Here is a 21,456-nt window from a genome sequence, read left to right as displayed (position 1 = left end):
GAGGTCTTCCCATGATCAACGTGACCAATCGTACCAATATTAACATGCGGTTTTGTTCGTTCAAACTTGCTCTTCGCCATTTGAGCTCTCCATTTTCCGTCCAAGCCAAGGACTAAGTTAAAAATTAATTACCAACCTGAAATTACGCGTATTTCTTTTGAATCTCCAAAGCAACAGCTGAAGGCACAGGCTCGTAATGATCAAACTGCATTGTATACTGCGCACGCCCCTGACTCATAGAGCGAAGAGTATTCACATAACCAAACATATTTGCCAAAGGAACCATTGCATTCACAACCGTTGCAATGCCGCGCGCTTCAGTTCCTGAAATCTGCCCCCGACGAGAATTGAGATCACCAATAACATCACCAACATAATCATCTGGAGTAACAACTTCCACCTTCATGATCGGTTCAAGAAGCTGTGCACCAGCCTTCTTTGCCCCATCACGAAAAGCCGCACGAGCAGCAATCTCAAAAGCCAAAACCGAAGAATCAACATCGTGATAGCCACCATCAATGAGAGTCGCTTTTACACCAAGCATAGGAAAGCCCGCAAGAGGACCTGACCCCATAACACTCTCAATCCCTTTTTGGACACCGGGAATATATTCTTTAGGAACAGCACCACCAACAATCTTTGACTCAAAAATAAAGTCATCACCATCATGAGGCTCAAAAACAATTTTCACACGAGCAAATTGACCTGCACCACCCGATTGTTTCTTATGCGTATAATCAATTTCCGCCATTTTAGTAATTGACTCACGATAAGCAACTTGAGGCTGCCCAACATTTGCTTCAACCTTAAACTCACGCCGCATACGATCAACAATAATATCAAGATGAAGCTCACCCATTCCAGCTATAATAGTCTGACCAGATTCCTCATCCGATTTAACACGAAATGAAGGATCTTCGGCTGCTAGACGGTTAAGAGCAATACCCATTTTTTCTTGATCTGCTTTTGTCTTCGGTTCAATTGCAATCTCAATAACAGGCTCTGGAAATTCCATCCTCTCCAAAATAACAGGTTTCAAAGGATCACAAAGAGTATCCCCTGTTGTCGTCTCCTTAAGTCCTGCAAGAGCAACAATATCACCAGCAAATGCTTCTTCAATATCCTCACGAGAATTTGAATGCATTTGAAGCATACGCCCCAAACGCTCTTTTTTCTTTTTCACAGTATTCTCAAGAGAAATACCTTTCTGAACTTTACCTGAGTAAATACGACAGAACGTCAATGAACCAACAAAAGGATCATTCATAATTTTAAAAGCAAGCATAGATAACGGAGCATCATCAGAAGATTCGCGTGTCGTCTCAGCCTCAGTCTTTACATCAATACCCTTAATCGCCGGAATATCAATTGGAGAAGGAAGATAGGAAACAACAGCATCCAAAAGTGGCTGCACCCCCTTGTTTTTAAAAGCCGTACCACAAAGAACCGGATGAAACTGAACTTCTACTGTCCCCCTACGAATGAGAGAAACAAGCTGCTCGTTGGTTGGCATAACACCTTCCAAATAAGCCTCTGTCGCAGCTTCATCAACCTCCACAGCCATCTCAATCAATTTCTCGCGATATTCTTCAGCTTTCTCCTTTAAATCAGAGGGAATTTCACTTATCACTGCCGAGGCACCAATAGAACCATCCCACTTTAAAGCCTTCATTTCTACAAGATCAACAACACCTTCAAAGTCATTTTCAGCACCAATCGGCAACTGCAAAACAAGCGCTTTAGCACCTAACCGAGAACCAACCATCTCCACACTACGATAAAAATCAGCTCCTATTTTGTCCATTTTATTAACAAAAACCATACGAGGCACGCGATACTTCTCAGCTTGCCGCCAAACAGTTTCCGTCTGAGGCTCCACACCAGCATTTGCATCCAACAAGGCTATTGCACCATCAAGAACACGCAAAGAGCGCTCAACTTCAATCGTAAAATCAACATGCCCTGGCGTATCAATAATATTAAAGCGACGCTTCCGACCGTCCTGCCCTTCCCAAAACGTCGTTGTCGCAGCAGATGTAATCGTAATACCGCGCTCCTGCTCCTGCTCCATCCAATCCATTGTAGAAGCACCATCATGGGTCTCGCCAATTTTATGATTCTTACCGGTATAGAACAGAATACGTTCAGTCATCGTAGTCTTACCGGCATCAATATGCGCCATAATACCAAAATTACGATAATCTTCAATTTTATATTCGCGAGCCATTATATTTGCCTTAGTTTAAAACTTCTACCAGCGATAGTGAGAAAAAGCACGATTAGCTTCAGCCATACGATGAACATCTTCACGCTTTTTCACGGCAGAACCACGATTATTAGCCGCATCCATCAATTCACCAGATAAACGCTCAATCATCGTCGTTTCATTTCGACCACGTGCCGCCGCAATCAACCAACGAATAGCAAGAGCCTGACGACGATCAGGACGAACATCAATCGGAACTTGATAAGTAGCGCCACCAACACGGCGTGAACGAACCTCAATGTGAGGAGCAACATTCTCTAAAGCTCGATGAAATAGAGCCACAGGATCTGTTTTTACTCTTTTTTCTACAGAATCGAGCGCACCATAAACAATACGCTCTGCAACTGATTTTTTACCATCAAACATAATGGCATTCATAAATTTCATAATAACCAAATCACCAAATTTTGGATCTGGATTAATCTCACGCTTTTCTGCTCTATGACGACGGGACATTGGCTTTGTCTCTCAATATTATTTTGGACGCTTTGCGCCATACTTTGAACGACGCTGTTTACGATTCTTGACACCCTGCGTATCAAGCAAACCACGAATAATGTGATAACGAACTCCTGGCAAATCTTTCACACGACCACCACGAATCATTACAACAGAGTGCTCTTGAAGATTATGTCCCTCTCCAGGAATATAACCAATCACCTCGAATCCATTCGTCAAGCGAATTTTAGCAACTTTACGAAGAGCAGAATTAGGTTTCTTCGGTGTTGTCGTATAAACACGCGTACAAACACCACGCTTCTGCGGATTCGACTGCAGAGCAGGAACCTTATTACGTTTAACTGGCGCTACACGCGGCTTGCGAATCAACTGGTTTACGGTAGGCATGCAACCTTCCTCTTTTCGATCTACATTCGTCTCACCCAATCGGGCTTTTCTATTTTCATCTCTATCCACCCCAACAAAATCGGAGCAGATATCTAAGTCTACACACAAAATCGGGCACACCTGCAAAAAACAGTTTACCCGACCACAAGCAGAGAAGGCAATAGCCTTTTGCACTAGCATTTGCTTTTAATCTTCTTAACACCTGTGAATAATCCGGTTCATATCCAAAACACCTGATTACATTCACATCGGTTATGTCCATCTCTAATAGCGAGAACACGTACATTCGTCAAGAACTAAACAGCAGAAAGTTTTTAAAAATGAAAATAAATTAAATTTTAAAGCTTTAAATTTGCTTTTACCGCTACTCTTGATAAATCAATTTACCATAAGTAATATCCCTATAAATAAAAAAGTAGCGATATGACTGTAGTAAAACATAGCAGTAAATTGAATTGCATATTTGATATCTAATGATGAGCACCATGAAAATAGCAACGTGGAATATTGCTGGAATAAAAGCGCGACATGAAACATTATGTCAATGGCTGCAGCAAAGCCAACCGGACATAGTCTGTTTACAGGAAATTAAAAGTATTGATGAAAATTTTCCACGCGATACAATTGAAAATTTAGGTTACCATATAGAAACACACGGACAAAAAAGTTTTAATGGCGTTGCGATTCTCTCTAAAAAAACACCAGATGAAGTGATCCGTCGATTACCAGGCAATGATAATGATAAACAAACACGTTACATTGAAGCTGTTTATTCAACAAACAAAGGTGTTGTTCGTGTTGCATCTCTCTATTTGCCAAATGGGAATCCTATTGAGAGTGAAAAATATTCCTATAAGATAGAATGGATGGAAAGATTATATACACATGCAAAATCATTGCTTGCGTATGAAGAACCTCTTATTCTAGCAGGTGATTATAATGTCATCCCCACTCCATTAGATGCAAAAAAACCTCAAGAATGGTATCAAGATGCCTTATTTCTTGGAGAAACAAGAAAAGCATTCCAACGTATTCTTCATTTAGGTTTTTATGATGCTATCCGGAATGTCACCGATACTCCCTCCTTCAGTTTTTGGGATTTTCAGGCAGGTGCTTGGCCTAAGAATAATGGGATTCGCATTGATCATTTATTATTATCACCAGAAGCTGTTGATCAATTAATTTGCGCTCATAGCCAAACAGAAGTAAGGGGATATCAAAAACCATCCGACCACGTTCCTGTTTGGATTCACCTTAATATCAATTAAGAAAGTAAAATCCTCATTTCATGAGACAACAAAAAAATTCCACTCAAAAATAATAACTATGCTACAGCATATAAACAGTATATCTTAAGCAAATAAAATAAAAATAAATGAATGGAGGACATAAATGAAGAAATCATTATTAATGCTTATTGCAGCAACGGCCATTGGATTCTCAAGTTTCGCGCATGCTGAACATGATACTCTTGAAAAAATAAAACGAACAGGGGAAATTACTTTAGGTGTCCGTGAATCATCTGGTTTAGCCTACGCCCTTGGTAATAATAAATATGTAGGTTTTCATACAGAAATGGCAGAACGGATCATTGATGATATCTCAAAAAAAATTGGTAAACCAATTAAAGTTCATTATCTTCCCATCACTTCTCAAAATAGAATTCCTCTCTTAAAAAATAAAACCTATGATTTTGAGTGCGGCTCAACAACACATGATATTGCCCGCAGTAAAGAAGCAGCATTTGCTTATACGACATACATTGAAGAGGTTCGGATTGCTGTAAAGAAAAACTCTAACATTAAATCTCTTGAGGATTTAAATGGAAAAACAGTTGCAACGACCACCGGTACAACATCTGTTCAACTTATTCGTAAAAATAAACGTGCAAAAAACATTCAGTTTAAAGTTTTAAAGGGGAAAGATCACGGAGATAGTTTTTTATTATTAGAATCTGGTAAGGCAGATGCTTTTGTCATGGACGCTTCAATTCTTGCTGGACATATTGCTAAATCAAAGAATCCATCTGATTATGTCATTCTTGATACTGTACTTTCAGTCGAACCTATTGCCTGTATGCTCAGATTAAATGACAAAAAATTTGAACAAACAATCAACGATAGTATCGTACGTCAGATTAAAGATGAATCACTGGAAAAGCTTTATAATAAGTGGTTTATGAAACCGATCCCACCTGCTAACACTGTTATGAACCTTCCCTTATCAAAACAAACAAGATATGCTTGGGATCACCCAAATAATAAGCCTCGAGAAAGCTACGCAGAAAAAGATTTATAGAGTTTAATAAAGAAGAACCACACTCTTTTGAAATTGAGTGTGGTTTATATTTTAATTCACTTTTTAATAAATCTGGACTATGTAGATGCGCGTGGTTTATTGTCCTATTTGTGAATGACTAATTTGAGGGAATATCAATTAATGGACTTTTCTTTCCTTTGTAGAGATGACCTTACTCAAACATTGGTAACAGGATGCTTGGGAACTCCCGGCGTAAGTCATACCTATTTAGATACACTTCTCGATGGCTTAAAAAATACAATTATATTGTCTATCACTTCACTTATATTAGCTGTATTGTGTGGTGTTATTATAGGAACAATGCGCACTTTACCCAAAACATCCATAATCAATTATATATTTCGCACTATCGGTACTATTTGGGTAGAGATTATGCGTAATATTCCCCTCCTTGTACAAGTGTTTTTGTGGTATTTTGTTGTTCCGAAGATTTATCCACCAGCGATGAAATTTTCCCCCATTCTCTTAATAACATGCGCATTGGGATTCTTTACATCTGCACGCATTGCTGAACAGGTTCGTTCAGGCATTGAAGCGATTCCTTCTGGACAACGCTATGCTGCTATGGCAATGGGATTTACAACTTATCAAAGTTATCGCTATATTATACTACCACGTGCTATACGTGCAATTATGCCACCTCTTACTTCAGAAGCAATGGGGATTGTGAAAAATTCATCTATAGCATTCGCCGTTTCAATAAATGAGCTCATGCAATTTCAATACCAAACAATTGAAGAAGTAAGCCATGTTTACGAAAATTATTTGCTTGTTACGATCCTTTATATTCTAATAGCCTTATTCGTATTCATTGTGATGACAGTCATTGAACAAATACTCAAAATTCCTAATTTTCAAACAAAGGGAAATTGAATATGGTGAATTTCATAAGCTCTCAGTTTGGACTTTATTTTCCTTTCAATTTTTCCGACTTTGATTTTTCCTTTTTTACCTTTGATGTATTTCGTTCTTACATTTTATCAGGTTTACTCTTTAGCGTTTTTCTAACTCTTTTTGCAACGGTATTGGGGTTTGTTTTCGGCACACTTTTAGCAATGATGCGCCTTTCTTCCATAAAACTTCTTTCTTGGTTTGCAATCAGTTACATAACAGCTATGCGTTCAATACCACTTGTGATGGTTATCTTATGGTTTTTCGTGCTTCTGCCTTTTTTAACTGGTATATCCATTGGTGCAAATAAATCAGCACTCATTACCTTTACCGCATTTGAAACGGCTTATTTTGCTGAGATTATGCGTGCTGGAATCAATTCAGTTCCGCAAGGACAAAAATATGCAGGACAAGCTCTTGGAATGACATATTGGCAAAGTATGTACATTGTCATTCTTCCTCAAGCCTTTAGAGATATGCTTCCAGTCTTTTTAACACAAGTTATTATCCTTTTTCAGGATACAACCCTTGTTTATGCCATCAGTGGTCATAGCCTTTTGAATGGTTTTGATATTGCTGCTAATAATTTTGGTGTAAAGCAAGAAGCTTATATCTTAGCAGCTATTTTCTATTTTGTTATCTGTTTTACACTGTCACAAATAGTTTTGTATTTACAAAAAAAAGTATCCATTATTCGCTAACAGGAAAAAAAATGTCTACTCATATGATCGAAATAAAAAATGTTTCTAATTGGTATGGCGAAATTAAAGTCCTTAAAAACTGTACAACCAACATTAATAAAGGAGAAGTCGTTGTCGTTTGTGGTCCATCAGGCTCAGGAAAGTCAACACTCATTAAAACTATTAACGCTCTCGTCCCTTTTCAAAAAGGTGAAATTTGGATTAATGGAATACCAGTTCATTCAAAAAACGAATCTGCCTAAATTGCGAAGTCAGGTAGGAATGGTGTTTCAACACTTCGAGCTTTTCCCCCATTTATCTGTCACAGAAAATTTGACAATTGCACAAATCAAAGTCCTAAAACGAAGCAAAAAAGAAGCACTTGAACGTGGATTGTTATATCTTGAACGCGTTGGACTCATTGAACACAAAGATAAATATCCTGGTCAACTTTCTGGAGGGCAACAACAACGTGTTGCTATTGCACGTGCCTTAACTATGGATCCACTTGTCATGCTTTTTGATGAACCAACATCTGCTCTAGATCCTGAAATGGTAGGTGAAGTACTCGATGTCATGATTAGCTTAGCAGAAGAAGGTATGACGATGATTTGTGTAACCCATGAAATGGGATTTGCACAAAAAGTATCGGAGCGTGTTATTTTCATAGATCAAGGAACAATTCTTGAAGACTGCTCATCTAAAGAGTTCTTTTCTGATCCGCAAGCAAGAAAACCGAGAACGCAAGAATTTTTGTCTAAAATCCTAAGTCATTAGCCGTTAGATTATCAAAAAAAGCTATCTTTACTATGAACTTGTATACAAGAAAACAGAGTTTAATATAAGATGAGAGAATGTAAAAATATTACAATCAGATGTTTAAAAACTGTTATTCTTTAAAATCTCAACAACCAGTGAAATTGCTGTACGTCTCTCAGATTCATTACAAAGAGCAAAAGCCTCTTCTTGCAAAGGGTGAATCCAATTTTCGTCTTTTACGTTAGCTTTTTATAGGCAGCAGTTAACATTGCTGCCCCACGGACAATTTTTCCTTCTTTAAGCAGTATATTTCCAAGCATTGCTTGGGCAGAAGGATTTTCTTTTTTTGCTGAAAGTTGAAACCATCGTGCTGCTTGTATAAGATTTTTCTCCCTTCCCTCTCCCTTTAAAAATATTTTTCCTAAATGATACTGAGCTTTAGGATTTCCATAGTTTACCGCAGCCTGCATATAAAGATGAGAAGCATAAGAAGGATCAGGTTTCACAGGTGATTGAGGAATACCTTTTTTTATGTATCCGGCAAGTTTAATCAATGCATCAGAAACATAACTTTCATCCTCTGAACCAAGATCAGCACCTTTTTCAACAATATATGCAAAAAAATTATATGCCTTATAATCATTTTTAGGGACACCATCACCGTTTGCATAGATAGAGCCAAGTTTCCAATTCGCACCAATATAGCCTCTCTTAGCAGCACAACGTAATGCTGCAATAGCCTGAGTTATATGCCCATTTTTATAAACAGACATGCCACGTTTTAAAAAATAAAACGAACCATCATTCGCTTCTTGCAAGCTATTGACATCTATTACATAAACAGTCGAAAAGAATCCCTCTAAAATCACAACAATCGTGACTTTTTTCCATATCTGAAACCTATTAACCATTCCCCCTACCTCAATTTTAATGATTATATCTGTTACAAATTTCTTTGTAGATATTTAAACTCTTTTTCTTAGTAAGAAGCATACGCAATTTTAAAGTAAAAATTTTAAAAGAAAAAACAAATAGATAAAAACCATCCAATAGGATTTATCGATCTTAAAATTTTATACGTATGAGCAAAAATCGTTCAATAGAATAACGTGCATTAAACAGCAACTTGAGAACGAAGAGAATACATGATGAATGGTAAACGTTTGAGTATAAAAAACAATACGAAAGATGGATAAATATAATGATGATAGTTAACTTATAACTTCACGACTGCCTTACCACCTTAAAGATGAAGTTTTTTGCCTCCGTCAATCTATAAACAATACAGCTTTTTGTTTAACGGATTGCACCTAACATCATTTCACATGGGGTTACTTCATACTTTACACACAAGTTCTACCTCAGAATACTCACCACTACATACAAAAATACCACATGTGTAATTTTACATGCCTTATATTGCTACTCTAAATGATGATATTTTACAGAAATAAAACAAGATATTGATTTATAATGATACTTTACCATTTTGCATGTTGAATGAGGACCTCGAATATCGTAAGATTCTCTCATTCCAAACCTGTTCCATGTTAAATCAATCAAAACCATCCGCTTGCACATTACAAGTAGAGAGAGCTATGTGGATAAAAACTCTGTGTAAGAAAGAACTAAAAATGCCTCTTACGAACGGTTTGAGCTAAGGGTTGTCCGGATATTGGACAGAATGGTGCCCCCAGCGCTTGTTACTTCACAAGCATAAAGAAGGGAAGCTCAATAGATTTACCGTTATACCATTCATGATCTACGTCGTGGAATAGGCTTGGATGCCTTAAAAGATGTCTCTTTAATGATAAACATAAAACAATGGATTTCAGTAGAGATTTTATGATCGTTCATGAAAAACTAACAAAAGAAAAAGTTTCCTTTTAAAGAAGATCTATACTAGCCCTACTGGTATGCAATTATCTATCAAAAAAATAAAAAGTTGAAATCAATCTAACCGCTCTAAAGCAACAAATATTTTTTTCTGCGCTGCACGCAGTTCTACAACCCTGTTCCGCTCACGCTCAACAATTTCTGCTTTTGCATTTGCTATAAATTTGGGATTGTTTAACTTAAGCGATATTTTTTCAATATCTTGTTCAATTTTACTGACATCCTTCCTCAAACGAACACGTTCAGCCTCCAAATCAATCAACTGTCCTAATGGTAAACAAAAAACAGCCTCTCCCAAAATCATTTGTGCTGATATTTCCGGAACTTTATCAGAGAAATCAATAACTTCAATACGCGCTAATTTTTTTAGAAGTGCATCATAACGCTTCACACGCTCTCGCGTTACTTCCCCTCCTTCAACAACAACAAGAGGTGCTTGTGTCGCCACTGGAATATTCATTTCAAAACGTACAGACCGAATCCCTGTGACGACATCAATAAGCCAATTAATATCATCAGCAGCTTCTTCATCTATCAATGTTTCCTCTGGCCATTTTGTCAATGCGAGCATATCCTCACGCTTGATGGCTTGCGTTTCTGTAAGATACCACAACTCTTCCGTCATATAAGGCATAAAAGGATGAAGAAGTTTATAAACTTCATCTAAAACCCAAGCAGTACAAGCTTGAGCCTCATTTTTAGCATCTTCATTTTCCCCCTGAAAAATAGGTTTGAGAAGCTCCAAATACCAATCACATAATGTATTCCAAATGAAACGGTAAAGAGTGGCAGCTGACTCATTAAATTTATAGTGTTCAATACCAGTCGTAACTGCTGAAATTGTTTTAGATAACTCTGTTAAAATCCAACGATTAAGCGCCAGTTTTGCTTGTTCTGGTTTAAAAGCTGGATCATGCTTCACACCATTCATCTGTGCAAATCGGGTAGCATTCCACAATTTCGTAGCAAAATTACGATAACCAGCAATACGGGAAACATCAAGTTTTACATCACGACCTTGTGCTGCCATAATAGCTAAAGTAAATCGAAGTGCATCAGCACTATATTGATCAATAAGCTCTAAGGGATCAATAATATTTCCCTTTGATTTTGACATCTTTGCACCCTTTTGATCCCGTACAAGAGCATGCACATAAACCGTTGGGAAAGGAACGTCACCCATAAAGTGAAGTCCCATCATCATCATACGAGCAACCCAGAAAAAAATAATATCAAATCCTGTCACAGATAAAGATGTTGGGTAAAAAGTAGATAATTCAGTCGTTTTATTTGGCCATCCTAATGTTGAAAAAGGCCAAAGAGCTGATGAAAACCAAGTATCTAAAACATCCGGATCACGGATTAATTCAACAACCTCACCATAATGAGCAAAAGCTGAATCTAAAGCCTCTTTTTCACTTTTTTCAACAAAAACCGTTCCATCAGGACCATACCAAGCAGGAATCTGATGTCCCCACCATAATTGGCGAGAAATGCACCAAGGTTGAATATTTTCCATCCAATTGAAGTACGTCTTTTTCCAGTTATCTGGAACGAACTGCGTTTTGCCTTGTTGAACAGCCTCTATCGCTGGCTTTGCTAATTCAGCAGCATGAACATACCATTGATCTGTCAAAAAAGGCTCAATAGGGACACCACTGCGATCTCCATGAGGAACCATATGGGTATGATCATCAACAGAAGCTAAATATCCCTGTTCTTCCATCAAAGAAACAATCTTCTGGCGAGCAACAAAACGATCAGATTTATCGAGATTTTCTACTAACATTTTTAATTCATCTGATAAAATCAAACCATCGAAAAATGCTTCATTTTCACGAAGAAAAATCTCGGCTTGCTGGGTAAAAATATTGATCAAGCGTAAATGATTACGCTGTCCTACTTCAAAGTCATTAAAGTCATGAGCCGGTGTGATTTTTACAGCACCACTTCCAGCCTCAGGATCAGCATGGCTATCACCAACAATTAATAACCTACGACCAACAAGCGGCAAAAGAGCATTTTTACCGATAAGATTTTTATAACGCTCATCTTCAGGATTAACAGCAATTCCTGTATCACCAAGCATTGTTTCTGGTCGTGTTGTCGCCACTGTTATATAAGTTGTCGCATCATTTGGATCAAAAATTTTACCTTCAAGTGGATATCTAAAGTGCCACAAATGTCCTTGAACTTCTTTTTGCTCAACTTCAAGATCTGAAATAGCTGTCAACAATTTAGGATCCCAATTGACGAGGCGCTTATCCCTATATATCAACCCTTGCTTATAAAGCGTGACAAAGACTTCACGAACCGCCTGCGACAACCCCTCATCCATTGTAAACCGCTCACGCGACCAATCACATGAAACCCCAAGGCGACGCAACTGGTTTGCAATAACGCCTCCAGTTTCATAACGCCATTCCCAAATACGCTCAATAAACTTTTCTCTCCCCATTTCTTGACGCGTTGGCTCTTGGCGTTCTGCAAGTTGACGCTCCACTACCATTTGCGTAGCAATTCCAGCATGATCCATACCAGGCTGCCACAACACATTTCTGCCACGCATCCGCTGAAATCTAACTATTATATCTTGAATTGTCGTATTGAGCGCATGCCCCATATGAAGTGAGCCCGTAACATTAGGAGGAGGAAGCATAACGCAAAAAGGTTCTGCACCGCTTTTAGAACCAGCTCCCGCTTTAAAAGCCCCACGAGTCTCCCATCTCTTTGCAACCCGTTGCTCTATAGAGGCAGCATCATAGTTTTTTTCTAACATTCTATCCATCCATAACGCCGCTGAAAAACACAATATATGATCAAAACCTGATCAGAATCTCGTGAATCTCAGCCATTCACTAGAGAGCTCGCAAAATCGCAAACAAAATCCCCATAAAATGAAAAACATAAAAATAATTAAGACGATTTTTTAATCGCCTTCACAATCTCTTCACGCAAAATATCTTCCAGCAAAATAGGCAATTTAGACTGTAACCATTCTGCTATAGCCGGACGCAACACATCCTTTGCAATCTTTTCTGCAGAAGAAATACAATATGCAGACAATTCCACATGACCATCCCTTCCTGCGTCTGACTGTGATTTCCTTATCTCATCTTCATATTCTTTTGCTTTATAAACAGAATTCCGTTCTTCAGAAGAAAGCTTCATCTTTTGCATATCCATACCAACTGTATTATTTTCTGCCTCTATATCCTCTTTTTCTTGCGTTATTTTCCCCCCTTGATTTTCAGAAGAAAGACCAATACGATCAGCTAAAGCTTTCATAGCATCATCAACCGATAAGGTTGTATCATAAATACCCTCGGATGCAACTTCTGAAGCATTCACTGCAACATCTTCATTTAAAAAGTGATCAGATTGAACCGCATTTTCTTCGATTATTTCACGAATAGATGTTAAAATTTCATCCATACTTGGCTCACGTAACACGCTTGAACTCTGTACCATACTTTACAACCTCTCAAAGACGCAACAACAAATAGAATCATATTTTCAGTGTATGCAAAAGAATTATAAGATCAACATGCCTCCTACGATATTTTCAAATATGCTTGTCATAAAGAGGGCGCTACACACAGTTTTCTACACTTAGTAAAAATAATATCTCGCCGCAATATCTTTCAACATATTCAACTGTTGATTTACTAATCTTTTAAAAACTAAAATAATTTAATAAGATTCAAAGAGATACTTTTATGTATTATCGGATATATTTAATTGTTTTTAAACCTAAATAACTTGCAGTCAATTTACCAATAGAAGATTGAACACTATAGCTCGCCACAACAGCATTACGCTCTGCCATTGCAAGCGCAATCTGAGCATTAATCAATAGAGTACGAGAATTTAAAACATCCAGCGTCGTTGCTTGCCCTACGCGATTTTCTTGAACACGACCTTTCAGAGCAATTTCAGCAGCACGAACACTTTCACGGTAAGCAACAACAGATGAGCGTGCGCCCTCCAACTGAAACCAAGCAGAAGTAAGTGCTTGTCGCGTATTACTATGCGCCAAATCGAGTTGAAGCTGCGCCTGTCCAAGCTGTTCCCTTGATTGGCGAATTTGCGCAGACGTACGCCCTCCTTCAAAGATTGGGACACTTACTGACAACCCTATCGATTTAGAAACGCCATCTTCTCCAACCCCGCTGTAGATTCGATTATAAGATGCAGTTGCAGAAAAATCAACTTTAGGGAGCAATGCCCCTTCTTTCGCCTTTACATTATAAACACTCGCATCGACTAAATATTTAGCATAAAGGATTGCTGGATGCATCACAACGCTCATTTGGTAAGCCATATCAAGGTTGACGGGAAAATCTTTGGCTACAGGTGGGCGTTTTAACTTTTCAGGATCAGAACCAATAACTTGTCGATACACTGCCTCTGCTGCTTTTACATCAGAACGAGCAAGACTCAGCTCTGAAACCGCCACGGAACGTGCAGCTTGAGCTTGAGCAAGATCAACATGCCCTCCTTCACCCACATCAAATTTTGCTTTATTTGAACGAACTTGTTCCTCAAGAGCTGCCAAATTTTCTCTCCGAAGATCGGCAACACGACGTGCGTGATAGACATTAGCATAAGCGGTCACCGCCTCCAGAAACGTATTTTGTTCAACATTACGAAGATATTCACGCTGGGCCTGCAACTTAACTTGAGCTGAAGAAAAGATATTTTGCGTGATAAAACCATCAAATAATCTTTGATTTAATCTCACTCCTATAGATCCAGAAGTGACATAAGGACCTGTAAAAGACTTATTGCGCCCATAGTTCCCAACCCCCTCAACCTGTGGCAATAGCCCCGATCGCGCAATGACAACATCATCACTGGATATACGCACAGCTGCACGTTCACTATTCAACTTAGCATTATATTTATAAGCCTTAGAAAAGGCATCCATCAATGTTTCAGCACAAACAGCCTCTGATAGAAAAACACTCAACACCAGCAATAAACACGCCTGAAACTTCTTGTTTACTCTAAACATAATACACACAATAACAAACCCCAAATAAATTACAAAATTATCTTTTATTCACAAAACAAACAAGCACTAAAACACAAAACCAGGTGTTTTGAAAAAACAAGGAAGAGGCTTTACAGCGAGGTTAAAAGCACGACGAGCCGAGATGATCCCATCTTCTTTTATATAGATTTGTGCAACAGCAGCATTTCCATGCCCTTCAACCACAACAAGACGTCCACAGTCTTTCATTTGATCAAAGATACCTTGAGGAATAAAATCAACAGATCCCTCAATGAAAATCACGTCATAAGGTCCCTCAACGGCATATCCTTGCTCTAATGGACCATGAACGACAACCACATTATCACATTGATTCCGTTCTAAAGCTTCAAGAGCACGTTCAAAGAGAGATTTATCACTTTCCAGCGCAATCACAGACCCTGCAAGTTTTGCAAGCAACGCTGCACAATAACCACTATTTGCACCAATATCTAAAACAACATCTGATGATTTTACAGCGGCAAGCTGTAGTAATTTCGCTAGAGACGCAGGTTTCATCAAATAGCGTGCAGGAACCCCATCTTGCTCTGGACATAGAACAATATCAGTATCAAGATAACTTAACACTTTCATATCTTCCGATACAAAATCTTCACGAGATACCGTTAAAAAGGCTTCAAGAACTGATAAATCCGTTACATCGACTGTACGAATTTGATTGTCAACCATTTTGCGACGAAGCTCAGCAAAATCTGCAACCATAACGAATATTTTCTCCTAACCTACAAAAAACAAACAAAACAGCGACAATAAGGGATAAAGATCTCTTAAACTATGGGCGTTACAAAAAAGGATACTACAGTCAACAATTAGATTTTAACTGTATAATCTCTCATACAAAAGTGTCTTCACAAGAATAGAGGGAAATAATCTATTTTCCTATACCTCATCTCCCTTAAAAGCCGTTTCGTTTAAAATCGGCTGGAGGCCTCGCCCGGAATCGAACCGGGATACAAGGATTTGCAGTCCTCTGCGTAACCATTCCGCCACGAGGCCTCGTCAACAAACATAAAGGTTTCAATAAGGGAAGGCAACGCATCCGTCAAGGTGTAGAAATCTTCTCTCGCCTTTTTTCCTCTTATTACACAATTTATCATATTTTTTTAAAAAAAGTAATTTTATCCTTTGCAAATCAGTATTGCTTTGCTATAGCCTTTTCAACGAGATGATTGGGCACCATTCCCCGGTAGCTCAGCGGTAGAGCAACCGGCTGTTAACCGGTTGGTCGCTGGTTCGAATCCGGCCCGGGGAGCCACTTTTCTTTTATTCCACGTAGTTTATTGTTTTTTCTAAAGTTTTTAGACATGAGGGATTCGTTAATAAAAGTAATGGAATAGGATTTTTGCAATAAAGTAGAAACGCAATATCCTACGGGATGTGTTTTTTGCAATGAACGCAAAAAGCGATTGATTCATTTTAAATACTTTTTTCAAACTACCGCGCCTTTATAAGAGGACACTGCAATTATTTGCACATTATAAATTACGATTTCTTTCATCAGAGATGAATTATTAAGCTCCATCAGCAATGAATCGGTCTCATATATTTTTTCCCAAAGAAAGAATGATTTGTACTCAATAAAGGAATTAAACTTAAAAACCTGCTCATGAAGCAATCATTTTGAAAAATGAAAGAAACAACAATCAAGGTCATATATTATCTCCATACACCCCACATAACCTCCTCCCCATCCTAAAAGCAAAAAAACATAAAACAAGTCTGTAAACACTCCGACGTCTTATCTAACAGGTTATTTCTCCTGCTAACCACTTCAACGCTTTACAAACAACCTTGCCTTGTTCACCACACTGTCATAAAACATTTAATACATAAAATCTTATAGGCTTTATATCCCCCAAATAATAGTTTTACAGTAAAAACCAAGATAACGAGCTAAATTGTTAAGAATCCTGGGAAAGCCTTCAGAAATCATGACATTCTCGCTATTGTATTATGCAGTCACATGCTTTTTTAAAGAGATATCTCTTAAATCCGCCAAGACTCTTTCACAATGACACCCGTAAATGGTATAAAATGAAATCGATTGATCAGCCCCATCTTTATTTATAATAAAAGCCATACCATCGTACTATTTTCCAACTCTCAATCTCAGCAATCCCCCATTGCCTTGGAAAGAGTTTATAAAAATTATTTTATTTATTTTTCAAATGATTATCTATATGACAACTTCACACATCACGTGCAAGCGAATACTTTTGATTGATCCGCATAAATAACTTCAAAATGAAAAAAATACGATATAATGAATTATTCAATATATAAAACAATGAGTTATTATTAGACATCAATTTTAAAATTAAAAGTTATCATTAAAGATAAAACACATCCTTTATAAAAATAGTTTTATATAAATAAAATCTACTTTTATTCCCATTTAAAAAAATAGGAATAAAGCAAATAAATAATTGCCTCTACAATAAAGATTTTTAATAAATCCAAAAAGTTAGAAGTTTTCATTTCTAAAAAATGAAAACCTCTAAAGGATCTTCTTACTTTGACAAGAGTATTTTATAGCTCTTTTCAATTGAGAATAAATCAACAAAAGTAAAAAATCTCCAGTACATGATCTTTTTTCAAGACTTTATCTAAGCAGCCCTCTTAACTGATTTTCGAAAACGAAGAGGCTTTGCACGCTTTACTACTGCTTTTGCTTTTTTATGCCTCTCATTTTGAGGTGAAGAATTCTTTCGTTGCAACTGTGCAGCATCATCTTTTCGACTTACAAACTGTTTTTGACGTTTAGATTTTTTAAAACGGCGTTCCTTATCATTTGCTTTTTCTCTACTTTCTCGCACAATTGGCTTTTCTGGAAACGCTGCAAATTGTTCTGGAACAGACTCAGCCACCAATTTCATACGAATCAAGCGCTCTATAGCACGCAAGCGGGACCTTTCTGTCTTCTCATCAAAAAGCGTAAGTGCTTCACCTGATGCACCATTGCGTCCTGTACGACCAATACGATGCACATAACTTTCAGCTTCATCTGGTAAGTCGTAATTAATAACGTGGCTTATCCCTGGTATATCAATACCGCGTGCAGCAATATCTGTTGCCACTAGGATCTGCACAGATCTTTCACGAAAAGCTTTTAAAGCAGACTGGCGAGCACCTTGTGATTTATTTCCATGAATTGTTGCGACTAAATATCCTACCTTTTCTAAACTACGTGTGACAGCATCTGCCCCATGTTTAGTTCGAGTAAAAACAATAACCGAATCAAAAGCTGGATTTGTCAAAAGTTTACTTAAAACATTCTTTTTTTCATTCGTAGGAACACAATATAATTTTTGGCAAATCTCTACAGCCGTAGTACCTTGAGGAACAACTTCAATTTTAACCGGATCATTGAGCAAACATTTTGCAAGCACAGCAATTTCCCTCGGCATTGTTGCAGAAAAGAGTGCTGTCTGACGCTCTTGATGCAAAAGCTTTGCAATTTGCTTAACATCATGAATAAAACCCATATCCAACATACGATCTGCTTCATCCAAAATCAAAAAACGAGATTGGGAAAGATCAACACACTTTTCACGAACAAGATCTCTTAAACGCCCTGGAGTCGCTATCAAAACATCCACACCTGCTTCCATACGTTTAATTTGTTTTAAACGTGATACGCCCCCAAAAATAAGACATGTTGAAAGATGTGCTCCTTTCGCCACAGTGCGAATCGTTTCATCAATCTGCACAGCAAGTTCACGCGTTGGAGCTAAAATCAAAGCGCGTGCAGTTTTAGGGCAGCGTTTATCACCTAAAGCCAAAATCTGACTTAAAATAGGCAAACTAAATGCCAAGGTTTTTCCAGAACCTGTCTGAGCAACACCTAAAATATCGTGTCCTTTCAACATCACTGGAATAGCTTGTTCTTGTATAGGTTTAGGTTTACTCATCCCAGCAATGAGTAAATTTTTAATCAAAAGAGTAGGCAAACCTAACTTTGTAAAAACATTTTCTTCTTTTATAGGCAAAATAAAATCTTTCCTTAGCTGAAGAACTCAAAAGAAGTAACCATCTGAACTCTCCACTCAAGAATCCGCGCAAGAGAAATCCCTGACATTTTAAATGAAGCAACGCCTAAAAAGCGGCTTGCGCAACTCATGAACACCTTGAAATCAAGATAAAGGCGTATAAACCTCACTTTACAAAAAGCCAACAAACCAGCCTAAATGCCTTCATCTCTATTATCTTTGGATTATGATAAAAAAGCAAGAACTTTACGAAATACATTTATCATGAATAAAAACAATATTTAGATCGTTTACTTTTTGATGATTGTGTCCATCGGTAAATGTACCTTGATAAAATCAGGATAAATCTCGAGAAAAACTGGATTTTGTAAAGTTTTTTGACCGCCATAAATTAAATACCATTGGTTTTTATCAAAAATCGCCAAAGTTTTATATTGAATGATGTGATCTTTCATCTCAAGAACTGTTGGAATTAAAGCATACAAAGTACCGTTATCAGTTTGTAAATACTCTATATTTTCTTTATCTAAACAATAAGCACCAGAAGGCAACCCCTCAAATTTCTTATGCAACTGTTGAAGAAAATCACTACGTAAAGCACTCTCTGTTGTATTCAATCGATGTGCCATCTCTTTATAAAGCCGCTCAGGCATATAACGAGAAATAGGCATAAAATCCCCATTTTTTATAGCATTATTGACATCAACAACGACTCTTGAAAGTTCATCTTTTTGTACTATTGTTGGCTGAGATGCTAAACTCTGTTGATTAACAATCAAAAAGAAAAATAGACTCAGCACCGAATAAAAAATAGGTTTCATCATTATACTTCTTGTTTTAGTAAAATTTCAGTTTCTCAAATAACAAAATCAAATAACGTTTGATCATCAGTAATATCACGATAACGCCAACCTAACGCTTGAAATTTTTCCTCTAAAAGACAAAAATTACCGTATTTTTTTGTTTCAATCGCAACCAATACAGAACCAAAGTTTCTCGCTGACTTTTTAAGATATTCAAAACGTACGATATCATCATCTGGTGATAATGTGGAAAGAAAATGACGCAATGCACCAGGATGTTGCGGAAAACTAAAAATAAAATATTTTCTCAACCCTTGGAAACGTAAAGAACGCTCTTTAATTTCTGGCAAACGCTCAAAATCAAAATTACCTCCTGAAATAACGAGAAGAATTTTTTTCCCCTTTAACTCTTGAGGAGGAATACTGTTAAGCGCATCAATCGATAAAGCACCAGCCGGTTCCAGAACCACACCTTCAACATTAAGCATTTCAACCATCGTAGAACAAACGCGGTTTTCAGGAACCGTAATGACAGAATCAGGGGGAAATTGCTTTAGAATTGTATAGTTTAGAGCACCAATTTCAGCCACAGCAGCACCATCTACAAAAGTGTCAATGCTTTCAAGCTTGACGCGTTTTCCACTCTCCAAACAAGCAAGCAAACTTGCAGCTCTTTGCGGCTCAACAAAACGAAGCTTTGTTTTCCAACCATATTCATGTAAAAACTTGCTCACTCCACTTGCCAAACCACCCCCCCCCTACCGGCACAATCATCAAATCTGGCTCACTTTCTCCATTGAGTTTTTTCCATTGTAAAGCAGCTTCACAAAGCACTGTTGCCTGCCCTGTAATAATGCGAATATCATCGAAAGGTGGAGCCATTACACCACCGCTCTCTACGACAAAGGATTGCGCAGCTTCATAACATTGATCAAATGTTTCACCAACCAAACGAATATCAATGAATTCTTTACCAAAAATACGTGTTTTTTCAATTTTTTGTTGTGGCGTTGTCATAGGCATGAAAATCACGCCTTTACGTTTAAAATAACGACAAACAAAAGAAACCCCTTGCGCGTGATTCCCCGCTGAAGCACAAACAAATGCAGAATCTGGTGATATACAGCTAAGCATTTCTGAAACAAAATTGAAAGCACCACGAATCTTATAAGACCGCACCGGTGTTAAATCTTCACGCTTTAAATAAATTTCTGCATCATACTTTTGACTAAGAAAATCATTTCTTTGAAGTGGTGTTTCAGCAAACACGTGATGCAATCCCACCATAGCTTTTGTGACGTCTTGAATAAATTGACTCATAACACTAATCATTTCATACTTTATTTACATTATAAAAGCTTTTTCTATCGATAAAGGAAACTATTGTCAGTCAAAATTTCACTAAAAAATGAAAAATGTTTCTTTTGTCATTAATTCTTGATTCAATAAAAGATATAGCTTATGAGAGAACTCACATCGCGGACGTGATGAAAACGGTAAACATAGCAGACTTAAAATCTGCCGGTCGAAGACCTTGCGGGTTCAAGTCCCGCCGTCCGCACCAGATTATCTTAATCTCTCTTATTTTCCAATGATTTATTAAAAATCAAAAAAAATTAAAGCACCTTCTAAACCACCTTTCGTAACTTTATTATAACGCTATAAGACGGCACCGCGGTGGTACTAAAATACGAATCATTGCTGCTTTTTGAGGTACCTTTTTAGCACTTTGACCTCCTCCTCGTCTTTATAGGATGGAGAGGCAATCAATATTGCTAATTTGGGATTGGCTTATACTCTTCATGACTCTTGTAAAACGACGCAAAAGCTCAGAAAAGAGATAGATGCAAAAGACAAAATAATAGATAAAGAAGCTGAAATAATACGTGCACAAAAAGATGTGATTCAAAAACAAGAAGAGTTAATTCGAAAATCAACTGCTTCTAAGATT

Annotated in this window: 13 protein-coding genes, 3 tRNA genes and 4 pseudogenes; 7 read left to right on the top strand and 13 right to left on the bottom strand. The window is 37.5% G+C overall.

Annotated features, from left to right (window positions below; all coding sequences use genetic code 11):
- The 4 genes and pseudogenes from ACFIMM_RS07990 to rpsL all read right to left on the bottom strand — a co-directional run.
- Positions 1 to 80: pseudogene (locus ACFIMM_RS07990) on the bottom strand (elongation factor Tu); the annotation flags it as partial.
- Between the two features lie 62 nt (positions 81 to 142).
- Entirely contained in the window at positions 143 to 2,227 is a 2,085-nt protein-coding gene (gene fusA / locus ACFIMM_RS07985) for an elongation factor G (RefSeq protein WP_375607436.1), read from the bottom strand.
- Positions 2,228 to 2,251: 24 nt separating this feature from the next.
- Complete coding sequence (gene rpsG, locus ACFIMM_RS07980) at positions 2,252 to 2,722, bottom strand: 30S ribosomal protein S7 (protein WP_015856589.1); 471 nt, start codon at positions 2,720 to 2,722, stop codon at positions 2,252 to 2,254.
- A gap of 18 nt (positions 2,723 to 2,740) precedes the next feature.
- On the bottom strand, positions 2,741 to 3,112 hold the full coding sequence (rpsL, locus tag ACFIMM_RS07975; protein ID WP_005773262.1) for a 30S ribosomal protein S12: 372 nt from the start codon (positions 3,110 to 3,112) through the stop codon (positions 2,741 to 2,743).
- Positions 3,113 to 3,597: 485 nt separating this feature from the next.
- On the opposite strand from rpsL, the gene xth reads away from it, so the two are divergent.
- From xth to ACFIMM_RS07950, 5 genes and pseudogenes are all read left to right on the top strand, one after another.
- Positions 3,598 to 4,380: an exodeoxyribonuclease III gene (xth, locus tag ACFIMM_RS07970; RefSeq protein ID WP_375668574.1), complete on the top strand. Its 783-nt coding sequence runs from the start codon at positions 3,598 to 3,600 to the stop codon at positions 4,378 to 4,380.
- Positions 4,381 to 4,504: 124 nt separating this feature from the next.
- Positions 4,505 to 5,410, top strand: coding sequence for a transporter substrate-binding domain-containing protein (locus tag ACFIMM_RS07965; protein ID WP_375612441.1), 906 nt, complete (start codon positions 4,505 to 4,507; stop codon positions 5,408 to 5,410).
- A gap of 141 nt (positions 5,411 to 5,551) precedes the next feature.
- A complete protein-coding gene (locus tag ACFIMM_RS07960) occupies positions 5,552 to 6,304 on the top strand; it encodes an amino acid ABC transporter permease (RefSeq protein WP_375612442.1) in 753 nt (250 codons plus the stop codon).
- Between the two features lie 2 nt (positions 6,305 to 6,306).
- Positions 6,307 to 7,023 (top strand): amino acid ABC transporter permease, encoded by a 717-nt coding sequence (locus ACFIMM_RS07955; RefSeq protein WP_375612443.1) that lies wholly within the window; start codon positions 6,307 to 6,309, stop codon positions 7,021 to 7,023.
- A gap of 11 nt (positions 7,024 to 7,034) precedes the next feature.
- Positions 7,035 to 7,779: pseudogene (locus ACFIMM_RS07950) on the top strand (amino acid ABC transporter ATP-binding protein).
- Positions 7,780 to 7,881: 102 nt separating this feature from the next.
- Here the strand turns inward: ACFIMM_RS07950 and ACFIMM_RS07945 are convergent.
- From ACFIMM_RS07945 to ACFIMM_RS07920, 6 genes and pseudogenes are all read right to left on the bottom strand, one after another.
- Positions 7,882 to 8,672: pseudogene (locus ACFIMM_RS07945) on the bottom strand (tetratricopeptide repeat protein).
- A gap of 1,040 nt (positions 8,673 to 9,712) precedes the next feature.
- Positions 9,713 to 12,436 (bottom strand): valine--tRNA ligase, encoded by a 2,724-nt coding sequence (locus ACFIMM_RS07940; RefSeq protein ID WP_375682743.1) that lies wholly within the window; start codon positions 12,434 to 12,436, stop codon positions 9,713 to 9,715.
- Positions 12,437 to 12,573: 137 nt separating this feature from the next.
- Complete coding sequence (locus ACFIMM_RS07935; RefSeq protein ID WP_375612445.1) at positions 12,574 to 13,128, bottom strand: DUF2497 domain-containing protein; 555 nt, start codon at positions 13,126 to 13,128, stop codon at positions 12,574 to 12,576.
- 253 nt (positions 13,129 to 13,381) lie between these two features.
- The gene (locus ACFIMM_RS07930) at positions 13,382 to 14,674 is read right to left on the bottom strand and encodes a TolC family outer membrane protein (protein WP_375613721.1); all 1,293 of its coding nucleotides are present in this window, start codon (positions 14,672 to 14,674) and stop codon (positions 13,382 to 13,384) included.
- A 66-nt stretch (positions 14,675 to 14,740) separates the two neighbouring features.
- Positions 14,741 to 15,415, bottom strand: coding sequence for a protein-L-isoaspartate O-methyltransferase (locus ACFIMM_RS07925; protein ID WP_375681317.1), 675 nt, complete (start codon positions 15,413 to 15,415; stop codon positions 14,741 to 14,743).
- 220 nt (positions 15,416 to 15,635) lie between these two features.
- Positions 15,636 to 15,709, bottom strand: a tRNA-Cys gene (locus ACFIMM_RS07920).
- A gap of 184 nt (positions 15,710 to 15,893) precedes the next feature.
- On the opposite strand from ACFIMM_RS07920, the gene ACFIMM_RS07915 reads away from it, so the two are divergent.
- Positions 15,894 to 15,968, top strand: a tRNA-Asn gene (locus ACFIMM_RS07915).
- Between the two features lie 1,351 nt (positions 15,969 to 17,319).
- Here ACFIMM_RS07915 and ACFIMM_RS07910 read toward each other — a convergent pair.
- The 3 genes and pseudogenes from ACFIMM_RS07910 to ilvA all read right to left on the bottom strand — a co-directional run bounded on the left by ACFIMM_RS07910 (position 17,320) and on the right by ilvA (position 20,837).
- A complete protein-coding gene (locus ACFIMM_RS07910) occupies positions 17,320 to 18,702 on the bottom strand; it encodes a DEAD/DEAH box helicase (RefSeq protein ID WP_375675581.1) in 1,383 nt (460 codons plus the stop codon).
- A 290-nt stretch (positions 18,703 to 18,992) separates the two neighbouring features.
- Positions 18,993 to 19,523 (bottom strand): hypothetical protein, encoded by a 531-nt coding sequence (locus ACFIMM_RS07905; RefSeq protein WP_375682756.1) that lies wholly within the window; start codon positions 19,521 to 19,523, stop codon positions 18,993 to 18,995.
- A gap of 35 nt (positions 19,524 to 19,558) precedes the next feature.
- Positions 19,559 to 20,837 (bottom strand): annotated as a pseudogene (gene ilvA, locus ACFIMM_RS07900) (threonine ammonia-lyase IlvA).
- A gap of 146 nt (positions 20,838 to 20,983) precedes the next feature.
- On the opposite strand from ilvA, the gene ACFIMM_RS07895 reads away from it, so the two are divergent.
- A tRNA-Leu gene (locus ACFIMM_RS07895) sits at positions 20,984 to 21,069 on the top strand.
- The last annotated feature ends 387 nt before the right edge of the window (positions 21,070 to 21,456 follow it).

The sequence above is a fragment of the Bartonella sp. AP258QHHD genome (genome assembly GCF_042196145.1).
GTDB lineage: Bacteria > Pseudomonadota > Alphaproteobacteria > Rhizobiales > Rhizobiaceae > Bartonella.
This window is presented reverse-complemented; position numbering and strand designations above follow the sequence as displayed.